Origin of the sequence: Acidovorax sp. SUPP3434 (assembly GCF_030159015.1) — a bacterium.
Lineage (GTDB): Bacteria > Pseudomonadota > Gammaproteobacteria > Burkholderiales > Burkholderiaceae_C > Paracidovorax.
Window position 1 is genome coordinate 258,992 of record NZ_BQXL01000001.1, and the last position, 18,963, is coordinate 277,954.

An 18,963-nucleotide genomic window follows, 5' to 3' on the forward strand; every position below is an offset into this window, starting at 1 on the left:
AAGGGGGCGCGGCAGGCGGCAGCCCTTCGGCCGGGCCGCCTGGTGCTTCAATGCACGGTCAGGGCTTGTAGGTATCGCCCAGCACCACGCCTTCGCGGCGGGGATCGGCACCGCCCTGCAGCACGCTCTCGCCGTTGCGCTGCACGCGGATGATGGTGCTCGTGCCGCTCGACTGCGCCGAGGTGGACACCGTGTGGCCCAGTGCCCGCAGGCCCGTGATCAGCGGGTCGTTGTTGCCGCCGTTGCTGCTGTCGATGGCCGGGTGTTCGCCGCCCAGCGAGGTCGTGGGGCTGTTGCTGGCGCCGAAGTCCACCAGCGAGGTGGCCTGCTGCGCATCCAGGCCCCAGTCGAGCGCGCCGACGACCGTCTTCACCACGTACTGGATGATGGTGCCGCCACCGGGCGAGCCCGTGCCCATCAGGAAGTCGCCCATGCGGCCGTCCGCGGTCTTCTTGAACACCAGCGTGGGTGCCATCGAGCTGCGGGGACGCTTGCCGGCTTCGACGCGGTTCGCCACCACGGCGCCGGTGCTGTCGGTCGGCGTGGCCGAGAAGTCGGTCAGCTGGTTGTTCAGCAAGAAGCCCTGCGTCATGTGGAACGAACCCATGCCGGCTTCCACCGTCGTGGTCATCACCACGGCATTGCCCTGCTTGTCCACGATGGTGAAGTGCGTCGTGCCCTTCTCGTCGATCAGGCTCACGCCGGCAGGCTTGTTGCTCAGGTCGCCGGCCACGGCCGTGCCCATGCTCTTGGTCATGCTGATCAGGCCCGCGCGGTTGCGCAGGTAGGTCTTGTCCAGCATGGCCGCGGGCGAGCCGCCGGGCAGCGACACGAAGTCGGTGTCGGCGATGTACTTGTCGCGGTCGGCATAGGCCAGGCGCTCGGCCTCGCTCACCAGGTGCACGCCCATCACCGAAGGCTTGCCGCCTTCGATGTCGATGGCCGTGGGCTTGTAGTTCGCGAGGTTGAAGTTCTCCAGGATGCCGAGCGCCGACGCCACGGCGATGCCGCCGGAGGACGGTGGCGACATGCCGCACACCCAGTAGTCGCGGTAGGTCGTGCAGACCGGGTCGCGGCGCTTGGCGCGGTAGTTGGCCAGGTCGCTCATCTCGGTCAGGCCGGGGGTGATCGCCACGGTGGGCGTGCCGCCGCTGGTGACCTTGATCTTGTTCACGATGCCTTGCGCCACGGGACCGGTGTAGAACGCATCGGCGCCGCCGCTGGCGATGGTGTTCAGCGTGGTGGCGTAGGCGGGGTTCTTGATCAGCGTGCCCAGGCCCTTGGGCGTGCCGTCGGCATTGAAGAAGTAGGCGACGGCCTCGGGGTCGCGCGAGAGGCCCGTGGTGGCACCAGCGATGGCGCTGGCCATGCGGCCGCTGATCTGGAAGCCGTCCGAGGCCAGCTTGACCGCGGGCTGGAACAGCTCGCTCCACTTGAGCTTGCCATGGTCCTGGTAGGCCATCTCCAGCATGCGCACGGCGCCGGGCGTGCCGATGGAGCGACCGCTGGCGCGCGCGCCGCCGGGCTGGGGCAGGGTGCGGTCACTGTCGCTCACCCAGCGCAGGTAGTTTTCCGTCGCGGCCGCGGGGGCCGTTTCCCGGCCGTCATAGGCCTGCACTTTCTTGGCCGCTGCGTCGTAATGCAGCATGAACGCGCCGCCGCCCAGGCCCGACGATTGCGGCTCGACCAGGCCCAGCACCATCTGCACCGCCACGGCCGCATCGACCGCGGAGCCGCCCTGGCGCAGCACTTCGCAACCCGCGCGCGAGGCCAGCGGATTGGCCGTGCTCACCATGTATTGTTTGGCATAGACCGCGGTCTTGCCGACCTTGTAGCCGGAGGCGGGCTCCGGAGCTGCGGGATCGCCGGGCAGGCCGGAGCCGACCGTGACGGAGCCGCCATCGCTGACGACCGCGCAGGCCGAGTCCTGTCCAGGGGCCGAAGCGCTGCCACTGCCACCCCCGCCACCGCCGCAGCCGGCAAGGACCAGCAGGGCGGCCGTCAGCGTGGCGGTGTAGCGCCACACAGGGCGCGTGGTGGAGGGTGTGATGGGCGGGCGGGAATGGCGCATTGGAAAAATACCTTTGTTCTTGAGGAAGGAAGTGCCGTCGTCTCTGCGGCGCATCGAGCATACGCGCTGCGCGGGCCCGTTCGGACCGGCCCCATTCCGCCGTGCGACATGTGCGAGATGCGATCGGCGGCGAAGCGGGTGGACACGAGCGCGTGCTCTGCGGGATGCATGCAGGGCGGCGGCAGCGGTGCGGTGCAAGATCCGGACCAGTGTGGTGCCCGGCAATGGGGCGCCCTTGATGACACAATGCCATGCGACGGTGCGCCGCTGCCGTTCACTGCAGATGCCCAGCCGGCCCGCCGCGGCCGCTTCCACCCATGATCATCACCAGCCTGCTCGACACCGATCTCTACAAGTTCACCATGATGCAGGTGGTGCTGCACCAGTTTCCCGGCGCGCAGGTGGAGTACCGCTTTCGCTGCCGCAACCCCGGCGTTCAGCTGGTGCCTTTCGTCAACGAGATCCGCGAGGAGATCCGCTCGCTGTGCAGCCTGCATTTCCAGGATGCCGAGCTGGCCTACCTGCGGTCCATGCGCTTCATCAAGAGCGACTTCGTGGACTTTCTCGGGCTCTTCCGGCTCAACGAAAAGTACATCACCGTCAGCCCGCTGCCCTCGGGCGAGATCGACATCACCATCACCGGGCCGTGGCTGCACACCATCCTGTTCGAGGTGCCGGTGCTGGCCATCGTGAACGAGGTGTACTTCCGCAACACGCAGAAGGTGCCCGACTTTCCCGAAGGCCGCCGCCGGCTCGACGCCAAGATCGCCCTGCTGCAGGCCGATGGCCTGGGCGACCTCAAGATCGCCGACTACGGCACGCGCCGCCGCTTCAGCCGCGCCTGGCACGAAGAGGTGCTGCGCGTGCTGTGCGCGCGCCTGGGCACGGGGGAGCGCCGCACGACAGGCGCGCCTTCGGGGCCGGGGCAGTTCGCCGGCACGAGCAACGTGCTGTATGCCATGAAGCTCGGCGTGACGCCCCTGGGCACCATGGCGCACGAGTACCTGCAGGCCTGCCAGGCGCTGGGCCCGCGCCTGCGCGACAGCCAGATCTTCGGCTTCGAAATGTGGGCCAAGGAGTACCGCGGCGACCTGGGCATCGCGCTGTCGGACGTGTACGGCATGAGCGCCTTCCTGCGCGACTTCGACCTGTATTTCTGCAAGCTCTTCGACGGCGCGCGCCACGACAGCGGCGACCCGTTCGCCTGGGGCGAGCGCCTGCTCGACCACTACCGCCGCAACCGGGTCGATCCGCTGACCAAGACGCTGATCTTCAGCGACGCCCTGACGGTGCCGCGCACCATCGAGCTGTACCAGCAGTTCCGCGGGCGCTGCCAGCTGGCCTTCGGGATCGGCACCAACCTCACTAACGACCTGGGCTGCGAGCCGCTGCAGGTCGTGATCAAGATGACGCGCTGCAACGGCCAGCCCGTGGCCAAGCTGTCCGACACCCCGGGCAAAGGCATGTGCGACGACGAGAAGTACCTGGCCTACCTGCGCCAGGTGTTCGAGATCCCGGCGCCGCAGTGAACGCATCGACCCGCATGCAAAGCACCGGCCGGCCGGCGCGCGCTTCGATGGCAAACCACCACACTGTCCCCACCCTGGAGGCCTCCGACGCCATGCCCCTGTCTTTACCGATGTCCCGCGGCCTGCGTGGCTTGTTGCTGATCGCCACGGGCCTGCTGCCGGGCCTGGCGCGGGCCGCCGAGATCGACGGGAGCGCGCTGTCGGTGCTGTGGGGCGTGCCCTTCGCCGGGCTGTTGCTGTCGATCGCGCTGGTGCCGCTGTTCGCGCCCGTGTTCTGGCACCACCACTTCGGCAAGATCGCCGCCGCGTGGGCGCTGGCGTTCCTGCTGCCGTTCGCGGCGGTCTTCGGGGCCGGTGCGGCGGGCGTGAACCTGGTGCACGCGCTGCTGGCCGAGTACCTGCCGTTCGTCATCCTGCTGGCGGCGCTGTTCACCGTGGCGGGGGGCATCCACATCCGCGGCAACCTGCATGGCGGCCCCGGGCTGAACACGGCCATCCTGGCCATCGGCGCGGTGCTGGCAAGCTTCATGGGGACGACGGGCGCATCGATGCTGCTGATCCGGCCGCTGGTGCGTGCCAACGACCACCGCAAGCACGTGGCGCACATCGTCGTGTTCTTCATCTTCATCGTCTCCAACGCCGGGGGCTCGCTCACGCCGCTGGGGGACCCGCCGCTGTTCCTGGGCTTTTTGAAGGGCGTGGATTTCTTCTGGACGGTCGGGCACATCCACCAGGAGACGCTGTTCCTCGTGGGTTCGCTGCTGGCGATCTTCTACGCGATCGACCGCTGGTTCCATGGCCGGCCGGGCGAGGCGGCACGGCCGGACCCCACGCCCGTCACGCGGTCGATCGGCTTCGACGGCCAGGTCAATTTCTGGCTGCTGGGCGCGGTCATCGCCCTGGTGCTGCTCAGCGGGTTCTGGAAGTCGCCGGTGGTGTGGAGCATCGCCGGCACGCCCGTGGGCCTGCCCGGGCTGGTGCGCGACGTGGGGCTGCTGGCGGTGGTGGGCGCCTCGCTGTGGCTCACGCCGCGCCAGGTGCACGCGGACAACCAGTTCGGCTGGGCCCCCATGCAGGAAGTGGCCAAGCTGTTCGCGGGCATCTTTCTCACCATCATCCCGGTCATCGCGATGCTCAAGGCGGGCACGCAGGGGCCGTTCGGCGCCATCGTCGGCGCGGTGACCCGGCCCGACGGCACCCCCGATCCGGCCATGTACTTCTGGGCCACCGGCCTGCTGAGCGCGTTCCTGGACAACGCGCCGACCTACCTCGTGTTCTTCAACACCGCCGGCGGCGACCCGGCCGTGCTCATGACCACGCTCGCCCCCACGCTGGCCGCGATCTCGGCCGGCGCCGTGTTCATGGGCGCGGGCACCTACATCGGCAATGCGCCCAACCTCATGGTCAAGGCCATTGCCGAAGAGCGCGGCGTGAAGATGCCCAGCTTCTTCGGCTACATGCTCTGGTCGTGCGGCATCCTGCTGCCGCTGCTCGTCGCCATGACATTCCTCTGGTTTCGCTGAAAGGTCCCGTTCCATGTCCAAGCCCCGCATCCTGGTCGCCCGCGCCATCTTTCCCGAGGTGGTCGAGCGGCTCTCGCAGCATTTCGAGGTCGAAGCCAATCCCGCCGATGCGGTCTGGTCGCCGGCCGAACTGGCCGAGCGCCTGCAGGACAAGGACGGCGCCCTGACCACCGGCAGCCAGCGCATCGACGCCGAGCTGCTGGCGCGCTGCCCGCGGCTGCGCATCGTGGCCAACATGGCGGTGGGCTACAACAACTTCGATGTGAACGCGCTCACCGCGGCGGGCGTGCAGGGCACCAACACGCCCGATGTGCTGACCGAGACCACGGCGGATTTCGGCTTCGCGCTGCTCATGGCCACCGCGCGCCGCATGGCCGAGAGCGAACACTATCTGCGGGCCGGCCAGTGGACGAAATGGAGCTACGACATGTTCGCCGGCTCCGACGTGCACGGCAGCACGCTCGGCATCCTGGGCATGGGCCGCATCGGGCAGGGCATCGCCCGGCGCGGCGCGCACGGCTTCGGCATGCAGGTGATCTACCACAACCGCTCCCGCCTCTCGCCAGCACTGGAGGGCGAATGCGGCGCGCGCTACGTCTCCAAGGAGGAGTTGCTGCGCACGGCCGACCACCTCGTGCTGGTGCTGCCCTACACGGCCGAGTCGCACCACGCCATTGGCGCCGCCGAGCTGGCGCAGATGAAGCCGACCGCTACGCTGGTCAACATCGCGCGCGGCGGCATCGTGGACGACGCGGCGCTGGCGGCGGCGCTGCGCGACAAGCGCATCGCAGCGGCCGGGCTGGACGTGTTCGAGGGCGAGCCGCAGGTGCATCCGGACCTGCTCACCGTGCCCAACGTGGTGCTGACCCCGCACATCGCCAGCGCCACCGTGCCCACGCGGCTGGCGATGGCCAACCTGGCGGCGGACAACCTGATCGCGTTCTTCGACGGCCGGGGAGCGCTCACGCCCGTCAACACGCCGGGCGAACGGCCGGTGTGACGGATGCCGCCATGGCGCGGCCGCGCCGCGGTTTCGAGCCGAATCGGCCGCATGCCGGCGGTTTTCATGCCGGTGTAGCTATCAAATAAATAGCAAAAGGAGTGTCGGGTTTTGGAAATGTTCGCTGTCCTGGGTTTGCTGGTGCTGGTCGTCCTGATGCTGGGGGTGCTGCTGCTGCGCAGCCCGCGCGCCGAACTGCCCCCCGAGTGGCTGATGCGCCTGCAGCGCCTGGAGGCCACGGCCCAGGCCACGCAGCTGGCGGTGGCCAAGAACGATGGCGCGCTGGAGGGCATGGCCCAGCAGCTGCGCGGCTTCACGCAGACCATGCAGGGCACGCTGGAGAGCGTGCGCCAGGCCGTGGACGAGCGCTTGGCCCAGGCGGTGCACGAGTCGCGCAGCGGCCGGGCGGAGCTGCTCGCTTCCTTCACCGCCTTCGAAGGCAAGCTGGAGCAGCGCCTGGCGCTGGGCCAGACCGATGCCGTCGCGGCGCGGCAGGAACTGGTGCAGGCGCTGGGCGCTTTCCGGGCCGAACTCACGCAGACCGGCGAAGCCCTGCGCGGCGTGCTCAACGAGCGCCTGTCCGCCATCCAGGCCGACAACGCCGCCAAGCTGGAGGAGATGCGCCGCACCGTGGACGAGAAACTGCACGCCACGCTGGAGCAGCGCCTGGGCGAATCCTTCAAGCTGGTGAGCGACCGGCTGGAGCAGGTCCACAAGGGCCTGGGCGAGATGCAGACGCTGGCCGGCAGTGTGGGCGACCTCAAGCGCGTGATGACCAACGTGAAGACGCGCGGCACCTGGGGCGAGATGCAACTGGGCGCCATCATCGAGAACGTGCTCACCGTGGACCAGTTCGCGCGCAACGTGAAGGTCGTGCCCGGCAGCGACGACCTGGTGGAGTTCGCCATCCGGCTGCCGGGCCGGGGCGACGAGCAACCCGTGTGGCTGCCCATCGACTCCAAGTACCCGGTGGAGCAGTACCAGCGCCTGCTGGACGCGCAGGACCTGGCCGACAAGGCGGCGGTGCTCTCCGCGGGCAACGCCTTCGAGACCTCCATCAAGGCCGAGGCGCGCAAGATCTTCGCCAAGTACGTGTCGCCGCCGCACACCACCGACTTCGCCGTGATGTACCTGCCCACCGAGGGCCTGTTCGCCGAGGTGATTCGCCGGCCCGGGCTGGTGGAGGCGCTGCAGAACGACTGCCGCGTGATGATCACCGGGCCCGCCAATCTGGCGGCCATGCTCAGCAGCCTGCAGATGGGCTTCAAGACGCTGGCGATCGAAAAGCGCTCGTCCGAGGTGTGGGGCCTGCTCGGCGCGGTGAAGACGGAGTTCTCCAAGTTCGGCGACGTGGTCGAGGCTACGCGCAAATCCATCGACGCGGCGGCCCGGCGGTTCGACGAGGTGGGCGTGCGCACGCGCGCGATCCAGCGCCAGCTGCGCGAAGTGCAGGCCCTGCCGGCCCCGGGGGCGGCGGTGCCCCTGGCGGGTGCGGGTGCCACGGGTGGCGGCCTGCCGCCCACCACCGAAGACGAGGCCGTTTGACATGAACACCGCCCTTGCCCGCCTGATCGCCGGACAGATCTGCATCCACGCCTGCATGGCCGGCATGCGGCTGGCCGCGCCGCTGCTGGCCCTGCGCGAGGGCTACAGCGCGGCGGCGGTCGGCATCCTGCTCGCGCTGTTCGCGCTCACGCAGGTGTTCCTGGCGCTGCCGGCGGGCCGCTATGCCGACCGCCACGGCCTCAAGCGCCCGGTCGGCTATGCCGTGGTCGTGGCGGTGGTCGGGGCGGCCGGGGCGCTGGTGTGGCCGGCGTTTCCCATGCTGTGCCTGGCCGCGCTCATGACGGGCGGCGCCACGGGGGCCGCCACCATCGCGCTGCAGCGCCATGTGGGGCGCGCGGCGCACGACTCCACGCAACTGCGCCAGGTGTTCAGCTGGCTGGCCATCGGCCCGGCCGTGTCCAACTTCGTCGGGCCGTTCTGCGCCGGCCTGCTCATCGACCATGCCGGTCCCATGGCCGGCAGCACCGAAGGCTACCGCGCCGCCTTCGCACTGATGGCCGTGCTGCCCATTGCCACCTGGTTCTGGGTGCGCGCCACCGTGGAACTGCCGCCCGTGATCGCGGCGGCCGGCGGCGTGCGCCCCCGGGCCTGGGACCTGCTGGCCGAGCCCGGCTTTCGCCGCCTGCTCATCGTGAACTGGCTGCTGTCGTCGTGCTGGGACGTGCACACCTTCGTGGTGCCGCTCCTGGGCCACGAGCGGGGCCTGTCGGCGTCGGTGATCGGCACCATCCTGGGTGCGTTCGCCATTGCGGCGGCCGTGATCCGCGTGCTCATGCCCCTGGTGGCCGCCCACCTGCGCGAGGCGGTCGTGGTCACTTGGGCGATGGTCACCACGGCGGTGCTGTTCGCGGTGTACCCCTTGCTGCCCAACCCGTGGGCGCTGGGCCTGTGCTCGGTGCTGCTGGGCTTCGCGCTGGGATCGGTGCAGCCGATGATCATGAGCATGCTGCACCAGATCACGCCATCGCATCGCCACGGCGAGGCGCTCGGCCTGCGGCTGATGGCCATCAACGGGTCGAGCGTGCTGATGCCGGTGCTGTTCGGATCGGCAGGGGCGCTGATCGGGGTGGCAGGGCTTTTCTGGGTCGTGGGGGCGGTGGTGGGCGGCGGCTCCCGGCTGGCCGCGCGCCTGGGAGACGCCGACGCGCATTCCGCCGTGCCGCATTGAGGCCGTGGCCGATCCGGCCGCTCCCTTGCCGGCTTCAGTTCGGTCTGGCGCCCCGGGAGTTGGGGCGGTTCGACAGCACAGGCGGATCAGCAGTCACCAGGGCGTGGAGGTTGCGCACCAACTGCGCCGGGACTTCGTTCGCTGCCAGCGCAGCCGCATGGACGGTCCTGGATGCGGACCCCTCTCGCAGGTCCGTGAGGTGATCGACCACCTGGGGCACATGGCGCCCCACCTCCTGTGACAGGTCGTCCGGGTCGTCGGGATCGGGCTCGCCCATGACGAGAACCATATTGAGGGCAGCGACGGCCAGTTCCTGGGAAATTTGGGGCACACGTCCCTCTGCCATGGCGGCTTGCGCCACGGCCTGGAAGAGCTCTGCCATGTCCCGAAGGGCCCCGGGTGCGGCCTGGATGCCCTCCGCGACCCCTTGGACGGCGCCGGGGAGCACACCGAAGAAAGCGCGTGCTGCCATCAACGTGTATCCCGCGGAAGCGATCGCCACCCCTCTCACGGTTTCCACGTCATTGTTGCGCTGGTTGTTGATCAAGGCGTAACTGCTGCCACCCGCCAGCATGGCGATTCCGGTGGTCCGGACAGGATCTGCCAGAAAGGCAGCACCGGCTGCCGCGCCGATGCGTGCGCCGGCATGTGCGATGACCGTGCCGCCATCGACCGCTGCCTGCGCTGTCTGCCGCAAGGCCTGCAGTCCAGTGCGAACGCGTGGCGGTTGCGGAGCGTGCTGCGCGGCGGCATGTGCGTCCGCGCGCTGCTGCTGCAAACCTTCCGGCGCCTGATGGCGTGCACTGGAGCGCCGACGCACATTGGACGGCTCTGCCTCCGTGGGTCGCGATGCGCTGGATGCGGCCTGGGCCGATGGATTGGGAGCGTCGATGCGGGGCATGTTGGTTTGGGGAAAAGCCAAAATGACCATTGTTCGCGCTGCTCCGAAATGCCGCTGCCGCCATGCGATGCGCCGGCCTGGGGTGCGAAACAACGGGTGCACGCACCCTGTTTTCCAGCGCGGTCAGGCCGGATTCAAAGCTTGTAGAACGCCTTGACGATGTTCCAGGCTTCCTGCGGATCGTCCGTGTAATGGAACAGCTTCAGGTCGGCAGCGGAGATGGTCCCTTGTTCCACCAGAGCGTCGAAGTTGACGACCTTTTTCCAGAAGTCGGTGCCGAACAGCACGATGGGCACCGGCTTGGCCTTGCCGGTCTGCACGAGGGTGAGCACTTCGAACAATTCGTCCAGCGTGCCGAAGCCGCCAGGGAATGCCACCAGGGCCTTGGCGCGCATCATGAAGTGCATCTTGCGCAGCGCGAAGTAGTGGAACTTGTAGCTCAGCGAGGGCGAGATGAAGCGGTTGCCGCTTTGCTCGTGGGGCAGGGCGATGTTCAGGCCCACGTTGAGCGCGCCGACGTCGTGCGCGCCGCGGTTGGCGGCCTCCATGATGCCGGGGCCCCCGCCGGTGCACACGTAGATGCGGTCCGCCGGCTGCTGCTGTTCGCTGTGCTCTGCGACCACGCGCGCGAACTGCCGCGCCAGGTCGTAGTAGCGGGCGTTGCGCACGGCGAGCCTGGCGCGTGCGATGCGGCTGTCATCGCCGCTCGCCTCGGCATCGGCCAATTGCTGCTCGGCTTCGTCGGGGGCGATGAAGCGCGCGCTGCCGTACACCACCACGGTGTTCTCGATGCCCTGTGCGGTCTGGCCCAGATCGGGCTTGAGCATTTCGAGCTGGAAGCGGATGCCGCGCGTTTCGCGCCGCAGCAGGAATTCGGGGTCCGCGAACGCCAGCCGGTAGGCATCGGCGTGCAGCGGGTTGCCGTTCACGGCGTGGTTGTTCAATTCGGCCCAGGCATTGGCCAGGCGGCTGTCGTTGAGTTCGGTATTGGAATCCATGGGGTGAGATTGTGGGGGCAAAAAAGAAGGGCCCGTTGCCGGGCCGTCGGTCAGCGGGCCGCCCACCACAGGGCCGTGCGCATGCCGGCCCAGGTGAGGGTGAAGGAGCCGCCCACGTGCAAAAGCAGCGTGGCCAGCGCGATGCCGTAGCGCTGCTGCAGCAGCATGGTGACGACTTCGGCAGAGAAGCTGGAGAAGGTGGTCAGGGTACCGAGAAAGCCGGTGATGATGAGCAGCCGCCAGGCCGGGTCGATGTCCGGCCGCTGGGTGAACACGGCGATGGCGATGCCGATCAGGTAGCCGCCGATGAGGTTCACCGCCAGCGTGCCCCAGGGCAGCAGGCCGCCGGGGTTGAGCCACAGGGCGAAGCCCCAGCGCAGCAGGGCGCCCAGACAGGCGGCCAGGCAGATGACGGCGACGTGAAGCAGCATGCCGCAAAGTATCGCAAAAACCCGGGGCCTCGCCGCCGAGGCGCTGTCATCCGTGGAGTGGCGGCGGCCTGCGGCCCCAGCGGGCGGCGCCTAGCCGCCGTCCTTGCCCATCACCAGGTCCGGCAGCACGGTGACGATCTGCGGGAACACCGTGATGATCGCGATGCACACCACCAGGCACAGGAAGAACGGAATGGCCGCGCGCGCGATCGTGTTGCTGTCCTTGCCGGTCATGTTCTGCAGCACGAAGAGGTTGAAACCCACGGGTGGCGTGACCTCGGCGATCTCCACCAGCAGCACGATGAAGATGCCGAACCAGATCAGGTCGAAGCCGGCCTTCTGGATCATGGGCAGCACCACGGCGCTGGTGAGCACGATCATGCTGATGCCGTCCAGCGCCGTGCCCAGCACGAGGTAGACGATCGTCAGCACGCCGATCAGCGCGAAGGGCGAAAGGTTCATCGCATTGACCCACTCGGCCAGCTCGCGCGGAATGCCGGTGAAGGCCATGGTCTTGGTCAGGAAGGCCGCGCCGGCCAGGATGAACATGATCATGCAGCTGGTGCGCGTGGTGCTCATCAGCCCTTCGGTGAAGTTCTTCCACGTGAGCGAGCGGCTCCACAGCGCCAGCCCGAGCGAGCCCGCCACGCCGTAGGCGGCGCACTCGGTGGCGGTGGCGTAGCCGGCCACCAGCACCCACACGATGAAGACGATCAGGACCGCCACCGGAATCAGGTTGCCGGACTGCCGGATCTTCTGGCGGAAGGTCGTCGGTGCATCGGCCGGCGGCACCTTGTCGGGGTTGCGCAGGCTCCACCAGCCGATGTAGCCCGAAAACAGCAGCATCAGCAGCAGGCCCGGCAGGAAGCCGGCCAGGAAGATGCGGATGATGGAGGCGTCGGCCGCCACCGCATACACCACCATGGTGATCGAGGGGGGAATGAGAATGCCCAGCGTGCCCGCCGTGGCGAGAGAGCCCAGCGCCAGGCGCTCGTCGTAGCCGCGCTTGAGCAGCTCGGGCAGGGCCACCTTGCTGATGGTGGCGCAGGTGGCGGCGGACGAGCCCGACACCGATCCGAAGATGCCACACCCCAGGATGGTGGTGTGCATCAGCCGGCCCGGCACCCGGTTGAGCCAGGGCCGCAGGCCCTCGAACATCTCTTCGCTCAGCTTGGTGCGAAACAGGATCTCGCCCATCCAGATGAACAGCGGCAGCGCCGCCAGCTCCCAGCTGGCATTGCTTTCCCAGAAGGCCGAGAACAAATTCTTGCCCGGCTGCGTGTTCGTGAAGAACGCCTGTCCGACCCAGCCGCAGATCGCCAGCGTCATCGCGATCCAGACGCCGCCCGAGAGCAGCACGATCATCAGCAGCATCAAGATGCCGCCCACCATCAGAATGTCCATGGGATTCTTCTTTCGGGCCCGGCCGGGCCGCAGCGAGGGTTCAGGTCGGGTGGAGGGTCAGATGTCGGAAGAGAAATCGCCGCGCGCGTGCCGGTCCTCGACTTCGCGCACGAAGGTGGGCACGCCGCCGCGCAGCACGATGATGAATTCATCGACCACCGCGACGAACAGCAGCACCGAGCCCAGCGCGAAGCTCATCTGGGGAATCCACATCGGCAGGGGCAGCAGCCCCTGGGCGACGTCGTTGAACTCCCAGCTTTCGTAGGTGAAGAGGCACGCCGACCAGGCCAGGTAAGCCACTGCCACCGAGCCGATGGCCAGCGAGACGATCTCGAACTGCCGGCGCCGGGGCGGCGAGAGCTTTTCCAGCAGCAGCGTGACCCGCACGAAGTCGCCGTGCTTGAAGGCATGCGCCATGGCGAAGAACGCCGCGGCGGCGCAGAACCACGCCACCACGTCGTTGAGCGCCCCGGTGCGCACCCCGACCTCGCGCAGCACGCTCTGGGCGATCATCAGCACGCAGATCAGGGCCACGAAGGTGGCGCCCAGGGCGCCCGCGCCCAGGTACAGGCGGTCCAGGAAGCGGCGCATCACTTGGCTGCCACGGGGGCCGGCTTGCGGTAGGCGGCGATGATGGCCTCGCCATCGGGACCGGCCTTCTTGAGCCAGTCGGCCAGCATGATGTCGCCGACCTGGCGCAGGTCGGCCACCAGCTTCGGTGGGGGCGGGAGGATCTTCATGCCCTTGTCGGTCAGGGCCTTCTTGTACCACTCGTTCTTTTCCGCGCTGACCTTCCAGCCGCGGGCCTCGGCCGCGGCGGCGCTCTTGAGCAGCTCGTACTGCGTGGGCTTGTCGAGCGCGTCGAAGGCCTTCTTGCTCACGATGACCGCGTTCTTGGGCAGCCAGGCCTGGGTGTCGTAGAAGTACTTGATGCTCTCGTAGAGCTTGCTGTCGTAGCCGGTGGAGCCGGACGTCATCATCGATTCGACCGCGCCCGTGGCCGTGGCCTGCGACAGCTCGGCCGCCTGGATGGTGACGGGCTGCGCGCCGATCAGTTCGGCGATCTTGGCCGTGGCCGGGCTGTAGGCGCGCCATTTGATGCCCCGCAGATTGGCCACCGAGCTGATTTCCCGCTTGGAGTAAATGCCCTGCGGCGGCCAGGCCACGGTGTACAGCAGCCGCAGGCCCTGCGCATTGAGCAATTTTTCGAGCACAGGCTTTTGCGCTTCATACAGCCGCTTGGAATCGGCGTACGAGGTGGCCAGGAACGGAATGCCGTCCACGCCGAAGATGGGGTTCTCGTTCTCGAAGTTGGGCAGCAGGATCTCGCCGGCCGGCGCCTGCCCGCCCTGCACGGCGCGCTTGATTTCGTTGGCCTTGAACAGCGATGCGTTGGCATGCACCGTGATCTTGAGCTTGCCACCCGTGGCGACGTCCACGTCCTTGGCGAACTCCGCCAGGTTCTCGGTGTGGAAGTTGGTGGCGGGATAGGCTGCGGCCAGGTCCCATTTGGTCTGCGCGAACGCGGTGGGGGCACACAGTCCGCAAGCCAGGGCGCCGGCGAGGGCCCATGCGGACAGAGGGAGAGCGCTACGCTTCATCGATGAACTCCACAGTGGTAGTGAGACAGGGAAACGAAAGACCGCATTCAATGTAACCGCGTGTTTGCGATCCCACCCTCAGGTGTTTACCTGAACGACCGGCTGGCTGGAGCCCCGCCCTCGGGCCATCGCGATCACCTGGCTGGCCATGCACGGAGCATGCCAAGGGCGGGCTCCTGGGAAAACGGGGCGGTCCGCAAGAAGGGGGCTGCAGTGGCCGCGCGGTGGTGCATCCGGCACGCACCAAGGCAGGGAGGAAGGGGCTCGGCATCGGACCGGCGACCGTCACCAAAGGGCGGCAAGGGGCACGGCGGCGCAGGTGGCCGCGCCGCAGTGGCGCCGCCCCTTCGGCATGAACGACGGACCTAGAACGCGCGCTGCGGCGGATGCGGGAGCCGGACCCGGGCACACAATCCGCCCCCGTTGCGGCCGACCATTTCCAGCGAGCCGCCATGGGCCTCGCAGATGGCGCAGGCAATTGACAGACCCAGCCCGCTGCCGCCCAGGTGGCGGTCGCGCGAGTGCTCGGCCCGCCAGAAGCGCTCGGTCATCCGGGCCAGGGATTCGGCCTCCACGCCCGGGCCCCGGTCGCAGACCGACAGGTGGATATCGCCGTTCGATGCCTGCACGTCAATGGACAGCTGTTGGCCGGACGCGGCGTATCGAATGGCGTTGTCGACCAGGATGAGCAGCACCTGGCCGATCCGGTCGCGGTCGCCGGTCAGCCGGGTGCCTCGGGGGATGGACACCTGCGGTGCGAGTCCCGCGGCGTTCAGCCGCTGCGAAGCCCAGGCCAGCCGCTCCTGGATCAGGTCCTCGAGCAGGAAGTCTTCATGCTCCAGCGACAACTGGCCTGCGCGGGCCAGGGAGAGCAGGTGCAGATCGCCCACCAGCCGGTTGAGCTGCTCCAGCTGGCGATGCACCATCAGCAGTTGCGACTCGTCGCAGGGGAACACCTGGTCCAGCATGCCCTGGAGCCGGCCCATGGCGGCGTTCAGCGGCGTGCGCAATTCGTGCGCGACCATGGCACTCGATTCGCTCACCTCGCGTTCGTAGCGCTGCAGCCGGGCCGTCATGTCGTTGAAATCCACCGCCAGCCCGATGAGTTCCTGCGGAGCGTCGGTCACCACCGTCGCCCGGGCGGAGAAGTCGCCCTCGCTCACGCGGCGTGCCGCGTGAGCGACCATGGTGAACTGCCGCGACAGCGGGCGCGAAGCGTAGAGGCCGCACAGGACGATCACCGGGATGGCACCGATCACCATCGCCGCAAGCAGCCACCAGTCCCGGTTGGCGATGCCTGGCAGGAAATCGACGACGTCGTAGTACTGCGCAAACAGCTGCCACAGCCGCGAGGCATTGCGGTGCGGGTCGGCTCGCAGCTGCAGCATTTCCTGACGGGCTTCGGGCGGCAGTTGGCCGAGCGCCACCGCGTCCGAGATCGCGAATCGAAACCACATCGCGAGCGCGATCGCGATGACGGTCACCACCGCCAACGCACTCATGCGAAAGCCCACCCACCGCCAAAGCGGGGTGTGCCGGGGGCGTGGGGAGAACAGGCCTTTCATTGGAAGCGGTAGCCCACGGCCCGCACCGTGACCAGCACCCCGGTGATGCCGCGCTGCTCCAGCTTGCGGCGCAGGTTGTGGATGTGCGCATCGACCACGCGCTCCAGCGCATCGCTCTCGGGCAGGCACGCTTCCAGCAGCTCGCTGCGGGTGAAGGCCTTGAACGGCGTGCGCAGCAACGACGCCAGCAGGTTGAATTCGGTGGGTGTCAGGTCGAGCGCGACGGGTTGGCCATCGGCGTCGCTCACGGCCGCCACGAAGGCACTGGTGTCCACCGTGAGTCGGCCATGTTTGAGCGCGCCCTCGGGCGAGCGGGCCGCACCGGTGCGGCGCATCACCGCATACACGCGCGCCACCACTTCCTTCGGGCTGTAGGGCTTGACGACGTAATCGTCCGCGCCGTAGCGCAGCGCCCCCAGCTTTTCCGGCTCGTCGCCGATGGCGCTCACCATGATGACGGGCGTATCGCCCGCACGCCGGATGGCGGAGAGCACTTCGGTGCCGCCCAGCTTGGGAAGCATCACATCCAGCAGGACCAGGTCTGGTTTCCACTGGGCATGCCAGGTGACGGCCTGCTCGCCGTCGTTCGCCACGGCCACCAGGAACCCCTCCCGTTTCAAGTAGGCCTCCAGCACGCTGGCGCTGTCGGGATCGTCCTCAACCACCAACACTCGTTTTTGATTCATGGGTTTCGTGCGCCTTAGAAGCACTTGGCAAAACGCGCCGGGCACCGGTGCCCGGCTTTGCCGTGCGAATCGTACTGCCAGCCGCCCGCCGCGCGGTCGAATGCGAGCGGCCATTTTTTTGCGCGCGTCTTGATGAAATCTTGAAGATTCCCGAAAGCAATCTTGATCCCGCCTGGGGACACTGCCCGCCGAGTTGTCACCCACCCATCGACATGATTTCATTGCCCGCACACCCCGTCCGCAGCGGCCTCTCGCTGGCATGCGCCACCTTGGCCTTGCTGGTCGGCGGGTGCTCGTTGACCCCGCCTTTCGAGCGCCCCGTTCCCCGGGTTCCGGCGACCTTCATGGCGGACCCGGCCGGGCGCGGCATGGCTTCCGAAGCGGCGACGGCCGAACTCTCGCAAGACGAGCGCCGGTTTCTTCAAGCGTTCTCGCCTGCACAGGACCTCGCGCCGATGGTGGCCCGCGCGCTGGCCCACAACGCGGATTTCCGCCTGGCTGCGCTGAAGGTCGAACAGGCCCGCGCGCAATATGGGATCGAAGACTCGGCGCGCCTGCCGCAGGTCGGACTCCAGGTGCAGCGCGACCGGCAACGATTCGGTAGCGATGCGCTGCAGGCCCGGTATGGACAGGATCAGGCCTATGCCAGCGTGGGAATTTCCGATTTCGAGATCGATTTCTTCGGCAAGATGAAGGCGCTGTCCGAAGCCGCCCGGCAACGGTACCTGGCATCGGCGCACGGGCAGCAGGCGGCGCGGGGCGCCTTGATCGCCGAGGTGCTGCGGGCCTACAGCCAGAAGCTGGCGGCGGCCCAGGCAGCGGGGCAGATGGCCGCCATCGACAGCGACAGCGCCGCGCTCCTGTCCATCGCCCGACGCCAGCACGAGGTCGGCGCGATCTCGGCGGACGAACTCGATGCCCAGCGCACGCAGGCCGACCGAATTCACGTGCGTGCGCTGCAGGCCGCCGACGACGATGCGGCGGCCCTGCGGGCCCTGCAACTGCTCACCGGCTACAGCACCGGCCGTGCCGAGGGGGACATCGATGGCCTGCTCCCTCGGAACGCCCCGGTGGCGGCGCTGCGCAACCTGGACTCCCAGGTGCTGCTGCAGCGGCCCGACATCCAGCAGGCCGAGGCCGAACTGCGCGCAGGCAATGCGGACATCGGCGCTGCGCGGGCGGCCTTTTTTCCGTCCATTCGCCTCAGCACGTCGGTGGGCGTGGCCAGCGACAGCCTGAGCGGCCTTTTCAATGCCGGCAGCCGCATGTGGACCTTCACGCCGCAACTGGTGTTGCCGATCTTCGACCACGGCCGCAACAGCGCGGGCCTGCAACTGGCCGAAGTGCGCCAACGGGCCGGCATCGCCGAATACGAAAAGGCGGTCCAGTCCGCTTTCCGCGAAGTCGCCGATGCCCTGGGCAGGCAGGCCACGCTGGCCGCTTCCGAAACGCATGCGCGGGACAACGCCATGCGCGAGCGCGCGAGGATTCAGCGCTTGGCGGCCCGCACCGCCCAGGGCCTGCAAAACCGCAGCACCTTGCTGTCCGAACGGGTGCGGGCGAGCCAGTCCGAACTCGACCACCTGGGCATTGCCCGCGACCTCGTGCTGAACCGGATCGCGCTGTTCAGCGCGTTCTACGGCGTTCAGCTTCCGTCTTCCCTTTGACTCGACCACACCTCCCGAACCCATCATGAAACCAACCGCTCTCCGCCTCGCTCCCTGCCTGCTGGCGTCCGTTTTCGTGGCGATGCCCCACGCCGGGCATGCCCAAACGCTCGCGGGCTGGGGCTCCCGCCTGCTCGGGGACACGACCGATTTCATCATCGGCGCCGCGGCGAGGGTGACCCCCCGCTATCCGGGGTCCGACGACCACCGCGTGGAGATTCTTCCGGTGCTGTCTGTCCAGCGAGGCATCTTCTTTGCCGATACCAGCCGCGGCATCGGCCTGCAATGGCAGTCCGAGAGCGGTTTCTACGCATCGCAATCGGTGTTCTACGACTTCGGCCGCGTGCAGCGCAACAGTCCGTTCCGCCCGGGCTCCAGAAAGCTGGCGGGTCTGGGCGACGTGCCGGACTCGGTCACCACCCGCACCTTGCTCATGCAGCAGTTCACTCCCGATTTCTCGGTCAGCGCCGAAGCGGAATTCGCCCTGGAAAGCGGTGCGCGCCGCAACCGGTACCGCCTGGGGGCCGAATACAACCTGCTGAAAACCTCGGCCGATACCGTCTCGCTCAGTGCCGACGTCCATGCGGGCGACCGGCGATACAACCAGGCCTATTTCGGCGTCACGCCGCAGCAGGCTTCGCGCACGCGCTTCGCCGCATTCAACGCCGGCTCCGGTGTGTACGGATATGCCATCGGCGCGAGCTGGAGCCACGCCCTGGCCCCGCACTGGACCACTTCCCTGCAGGTGTCTGCCTTGCGGTATGTCGACAACGCGGAGCACAGCCCGCTGGTCGTGCGCCGCACCTCCGTCACCGGCGGCGCCGCAGTGACCTACACCTACTGACGCATCGAT

16 protein-coding genes are annotated in these 18,963 nt (G+C 68.2%); 7 read left to right on the plus strand and 9 right to left on the minus strand.

Annotation, left to right across the window (positions count from 1 at the left end; all coding sequences use genetic code 11):
* Nucleotides 1-58: 58 nt before the first annotated feature.
* Complete coding sequence (gene ggt / locus AVKW3434_RS01200) at nucleotides 59-2,071, minus strand: gamma-glutamyltransferase (protein ID WP_284403709.1); 2,013 nt, start codon at nucleotides 2,069-2,071, stop codon at nucleotides 59-61.
* Nucleotides 2,072-2,388: 317 nt separating this feature from the next.
* Here ggt and pncB point away from each other — a divergent pair, with 317 nt between their 5' ends.
* From pncB to AVKW3434_RS01225, 5 genes are all read left to right on the plus strand, one after another.
* The gene (pncB, locus tag AVKW3434_RS01205; RefSeq protein WP_272568841.1) at nucleotides 2,389-3,600 is read left to right on the plus strand and encodes a nicotinate phosphoribosyltransferase; all 1,212 of its coding nucleotides are present in this window, start codon (nucleotides 2,389-2,391) and stop codon (nucleotides 3,598-3,600) included.
* A 110-nt stretch (nucleotides 3,601-3,710) separates the two neighbouring features.
* Complete coding sequence (locus AVKW3434_RS01210) at nucleotides 3,711-5,123, plus strand: sodium:proton antiporter (RefSeq protein WP_284404571.1); 1,413 nt, start codon at nucleotides 3,711-3,713, stop codon at nucleotides 5,121-5,123.
* A gap of 13 nt (nucleotides 5,124-5,136) precedes the next feature.
* Entirely contained in the window at nucleotides 5,137-6,123 is a 987-nt protein-coding gene (locus tag AVKW3434_RS01215) for a 2-hydroxyacid dehydrogenase (RefSeq protein WP_284403711.1), read from the plus strand.
* 117 nt (nucleotides 6,124-6,240) lie between these two features.
* A complete protein-coding gene (locus tag AVKW3434_RS01220) occupies nucleotides 6,241-7,668 on the plus strand; it encodes a DNA recombination protein RmuC (RefSeq protein WP_502869026.1) in 1,428 nt (475 codons plus the stop codon).
* 1 nt (nucleotide 7,669) lies between these two features.
* On the plus strand, nucleotides 7,670-8,857 hold the full coding sequence (locus AVKW3434_RS01225; RefSeq protein WP_284403712.1) for an MFS transporter: 1,188 nt from the start codon (nucleotides 7,670-7,672) through the stop codon (nucleotides 8,855-8,857).
* A gap of 34 nt (nucleotides 8,858-8,891) precedes the next feature.
* On the opposite strand, the gene AVKW3434_RS01230 is transcribed toward AVKW3434_RS01225, so the two are convergent.
* The 8 genes from AVKW3434_RS01230 to AVKW3434_RS01265 all read right to left on the minus strand — a co-directional run bounded on the left by AVKW3434_RS01230 (nucleotide 8,892) and on the right by AVKW3434_RS01265 (nucleotide 16,443).
* The gene (locus tag AVKW3434_RS01230; RefSeq protein ID WP_284403714.1) at nucleotides 8,892-9,758 is read right to left on the minus strand and encodes a hypothetical protein; all 867 of its coding nucleotides are present in this window, start codon (nucleotides 9,756-9,758) and stop codon (nucleotides 8,892-8,894) included.
* 134 nt (nucleotides 9,759-9,892) lie between these two features.
* Nucleotides 9,893-10,756 (minus strand): LOG family protein, encoded by an 864-nt coding sequence (locus tag AVKW3434_RS01235; protein WP_272568845.1) that lies wholly within the window; start codon nucleotides 10,754-10,756, stop codon nucleotides 9,893-9,895.
* A gap of 50 nt (nucleotides 10,757-10,806) precedes the next feature.
* Entirely contained in the window at nucleotides 10,807-11,187 is a 381-nt protein-coding gene (crcB, locus tag AVKW3434_RS01240; protein WP_284401062.1) for a fluoride efflux transporter CrcB, read from the minus strand.
* A gap of 90 nt (nucleotides 11,188-11,277) precedes the next feature.
* The gene (locus AVKW3434_RS01245) at nucleotides 11,278-12,591 is read right to left on the minus strand and encodes a TRAP transporter large permease (protein ID WP_284403716.1); all 1,314 of its coding nucleotides are present in this window, start codon (nucleotides 12,589-12,591) and stop codon (nucleotides 11,278-11,280) included.
* A 57-nt stretch (nucleotides 12,592-12,648) separates the two neighbouring features.
* On the minus strand, nucleotides 12,649-13,182 hold the full coding sequence (locus tag AVKW3434_RS01250) for a TRAP transporter small permease (RefSeq protein WP_272568849.1): 534 nt from the start codon (nucleotides 13,180-13,182) through the stop codon (nucleotides 12,649-12,651).
* Nucleotides 13,182-14,192, minus strand: a complete 1,011-nt coding sequence (locus AVKW3434_RS01255) for a TRAP transporter substrate-binding protein (protein ID WP_284401056.1) — start codon at nucleotides 14,190-14,192, stop codon at nucleotides 13,182-13,184. Before AVKW3434_RS01255 ends, AVKW3434_RS01250 begins: the two co-directional genes overlap by 1 nt.
* A 365-nt stretch (nucleotides 14,193-14,557) precedes the next feature.
* On the minus strand, nucleotides 14,558-15,694 hold the full coding sequence (locus AVKW3434_RS01260) for a sensor histidine kinase (protein WP_284403718.1): 1,137 nt from the start codon (nucleotides 15,692-15,694) through the stop codon (nucleotides 14,558-14,560).
* 59 nt (nucleotides 15,695-15,753) lie between these two features.
* A complete protein-coding gene (locus AVKW3434_RS01265) occupies nucleotides 15,754-16,443 on the minus strand; it encodes a response regulator (RefSeq protein WP_284401052.1) in 690 nt (229 codons plus the stop codon).
* 212 nt (nucleotides 16,444-16,655) lie between these two features.
* Between AVKW3434_RS01265 and AVKW3434_RS01270 the strand changes: the two genes are divergently transcribed.
* Nucleotides 16,656-18,110, plus strand: a complete 1,455-nt coding sequence (locus AVKW3434_RS01270) for an efflux transporter outer membrane subunit (protein ID WP_284403720.1) — start codon at nucleotides 16,656-16,658, stop codon at nucleotides 18,108-18,110.
* A 25-nt stretch (nucleotides 18,111-18,135) separates the two neighbouring features.
* Entirely contained in the window at nucleotides 18,136-18,954 is an 819-nt protein-coding gene (locus AVKW3434_RS01275; protein WP_284403722.1) for a MipA/OmpV family protein, read from the plus strand.
* Nucleotides 18,955-18,963: the final 9 nt, after the last annotated feature.

Coding starts and splice junctions, on each gene's coding strand:
- ggt (WP_284403709.1), bottom strand. CDS start 2,071: ATGCGCCATTCCCGCCCGCCCATCACACCCTCCACCACGCGCCCTGTG.
- pncB (WP_272568841.1), top strand. CDS start 2,389: ATGATCATCACCAGCCTGCTCGACACCGATCTCTACAAGTTCACCATG.
- AVKW3434_RS01210 (WP_284404571.1), top strand. CDS start 3,711: ATGTCCCGCGGCCTGCGTGGCTTGTTGCTGATCGCCACGGGCCTGCTG.
- AVKW3434_RS01215 (WP_284403711.1), top strand. CDS start 5,137: ATGTCCAAGCCCCGCATCCTGGTCGCCCGCGCCATCTTTCCCGAGGTG.
- AVKW3434_RS01220 (WP_502869026.1), top strand. CDS start 6,241: ATGTTCGCTGTCCTGGGTTTGCTGGTGCTGGTCGTCCTGATGCTGGGG.
- AVKW3434_RS01225 (WP_284403712.1), top strand. CDS start 7,670: ATGAACACCGCCCTTGCCCGCCTGATCGCCGGACAGATCTGCATCCAC.
- AVKW3434_RS01230 (WP_284403714.1), bottom strand. CDS start 9,758: ATGCCCCGCATCGACGCTCCCAATCCATCGGCCCAGGCCGCATCCAGC.
- AVKW3434_RS01235 (WP_272568845.1), bottom strand. CDS start 10,756: ATGGATTCCAATACCGAACTCAACGACAGCCGCCTGGCCAATGCCTGG.
- crcB (WP_284401062.1), bottom strand. CDS start 11,187: ATGCTGCTTCACGTCGCCGTCATCTGCCTGGCCGCCTGTCTGGGCGCC.
- AVKW3434_RS01245 (WP_284403716.1), bottom strand. CDS start 12,591: ATGGACATTCTGATGGTGGGCGGCATCTTGATGCTGCTGATGATCGTG.
- AVKW3434_RS01250 (WP_272568849.1), bottom strand. CDS start 13,182: ATGCGCCGCTTCCTGGACCGCCTGTACCTGGGCGCGGGCGCCCTGGGC.
- AVKW3434_RS01255 (WP_284401056.1), bottom strand. CDS start 14,192: ATGAAGCGTAGCGCTCTCCCTCTGTCCGCATGGGCCCTCGCCGGCGCC.
- AVKW3434_RS01260 (WP_284403718.1), bottom strand. CDS start 15,694: ATGAGTGCGTTGGCGGTGGTGACCGTCATCGCGATCGCGCTCGCGATG.
- AVKW3434_RS01265 (WP_284401052.1), bottom strand. CDS start 16,443: ATGAATCAAAAACGAGTGTTGGTGGTTGAGGACGATCCCGACAGCGCC.
- AVKW3434_RS01270 (WP_284403720.1), top strand. CDS start 16,656: ATGATTTCATTGCCCGCACACCCCGTCCGCAGCGGCCTCTCGCTGGCA.
- AVKW3434_RS01275 (WP_284403722.1), top strand. CDS start 18,136: ATGAAACCAACCGCTCTCCGCCTCGCTCCCTGCCTGCTGGCGTCCGTT.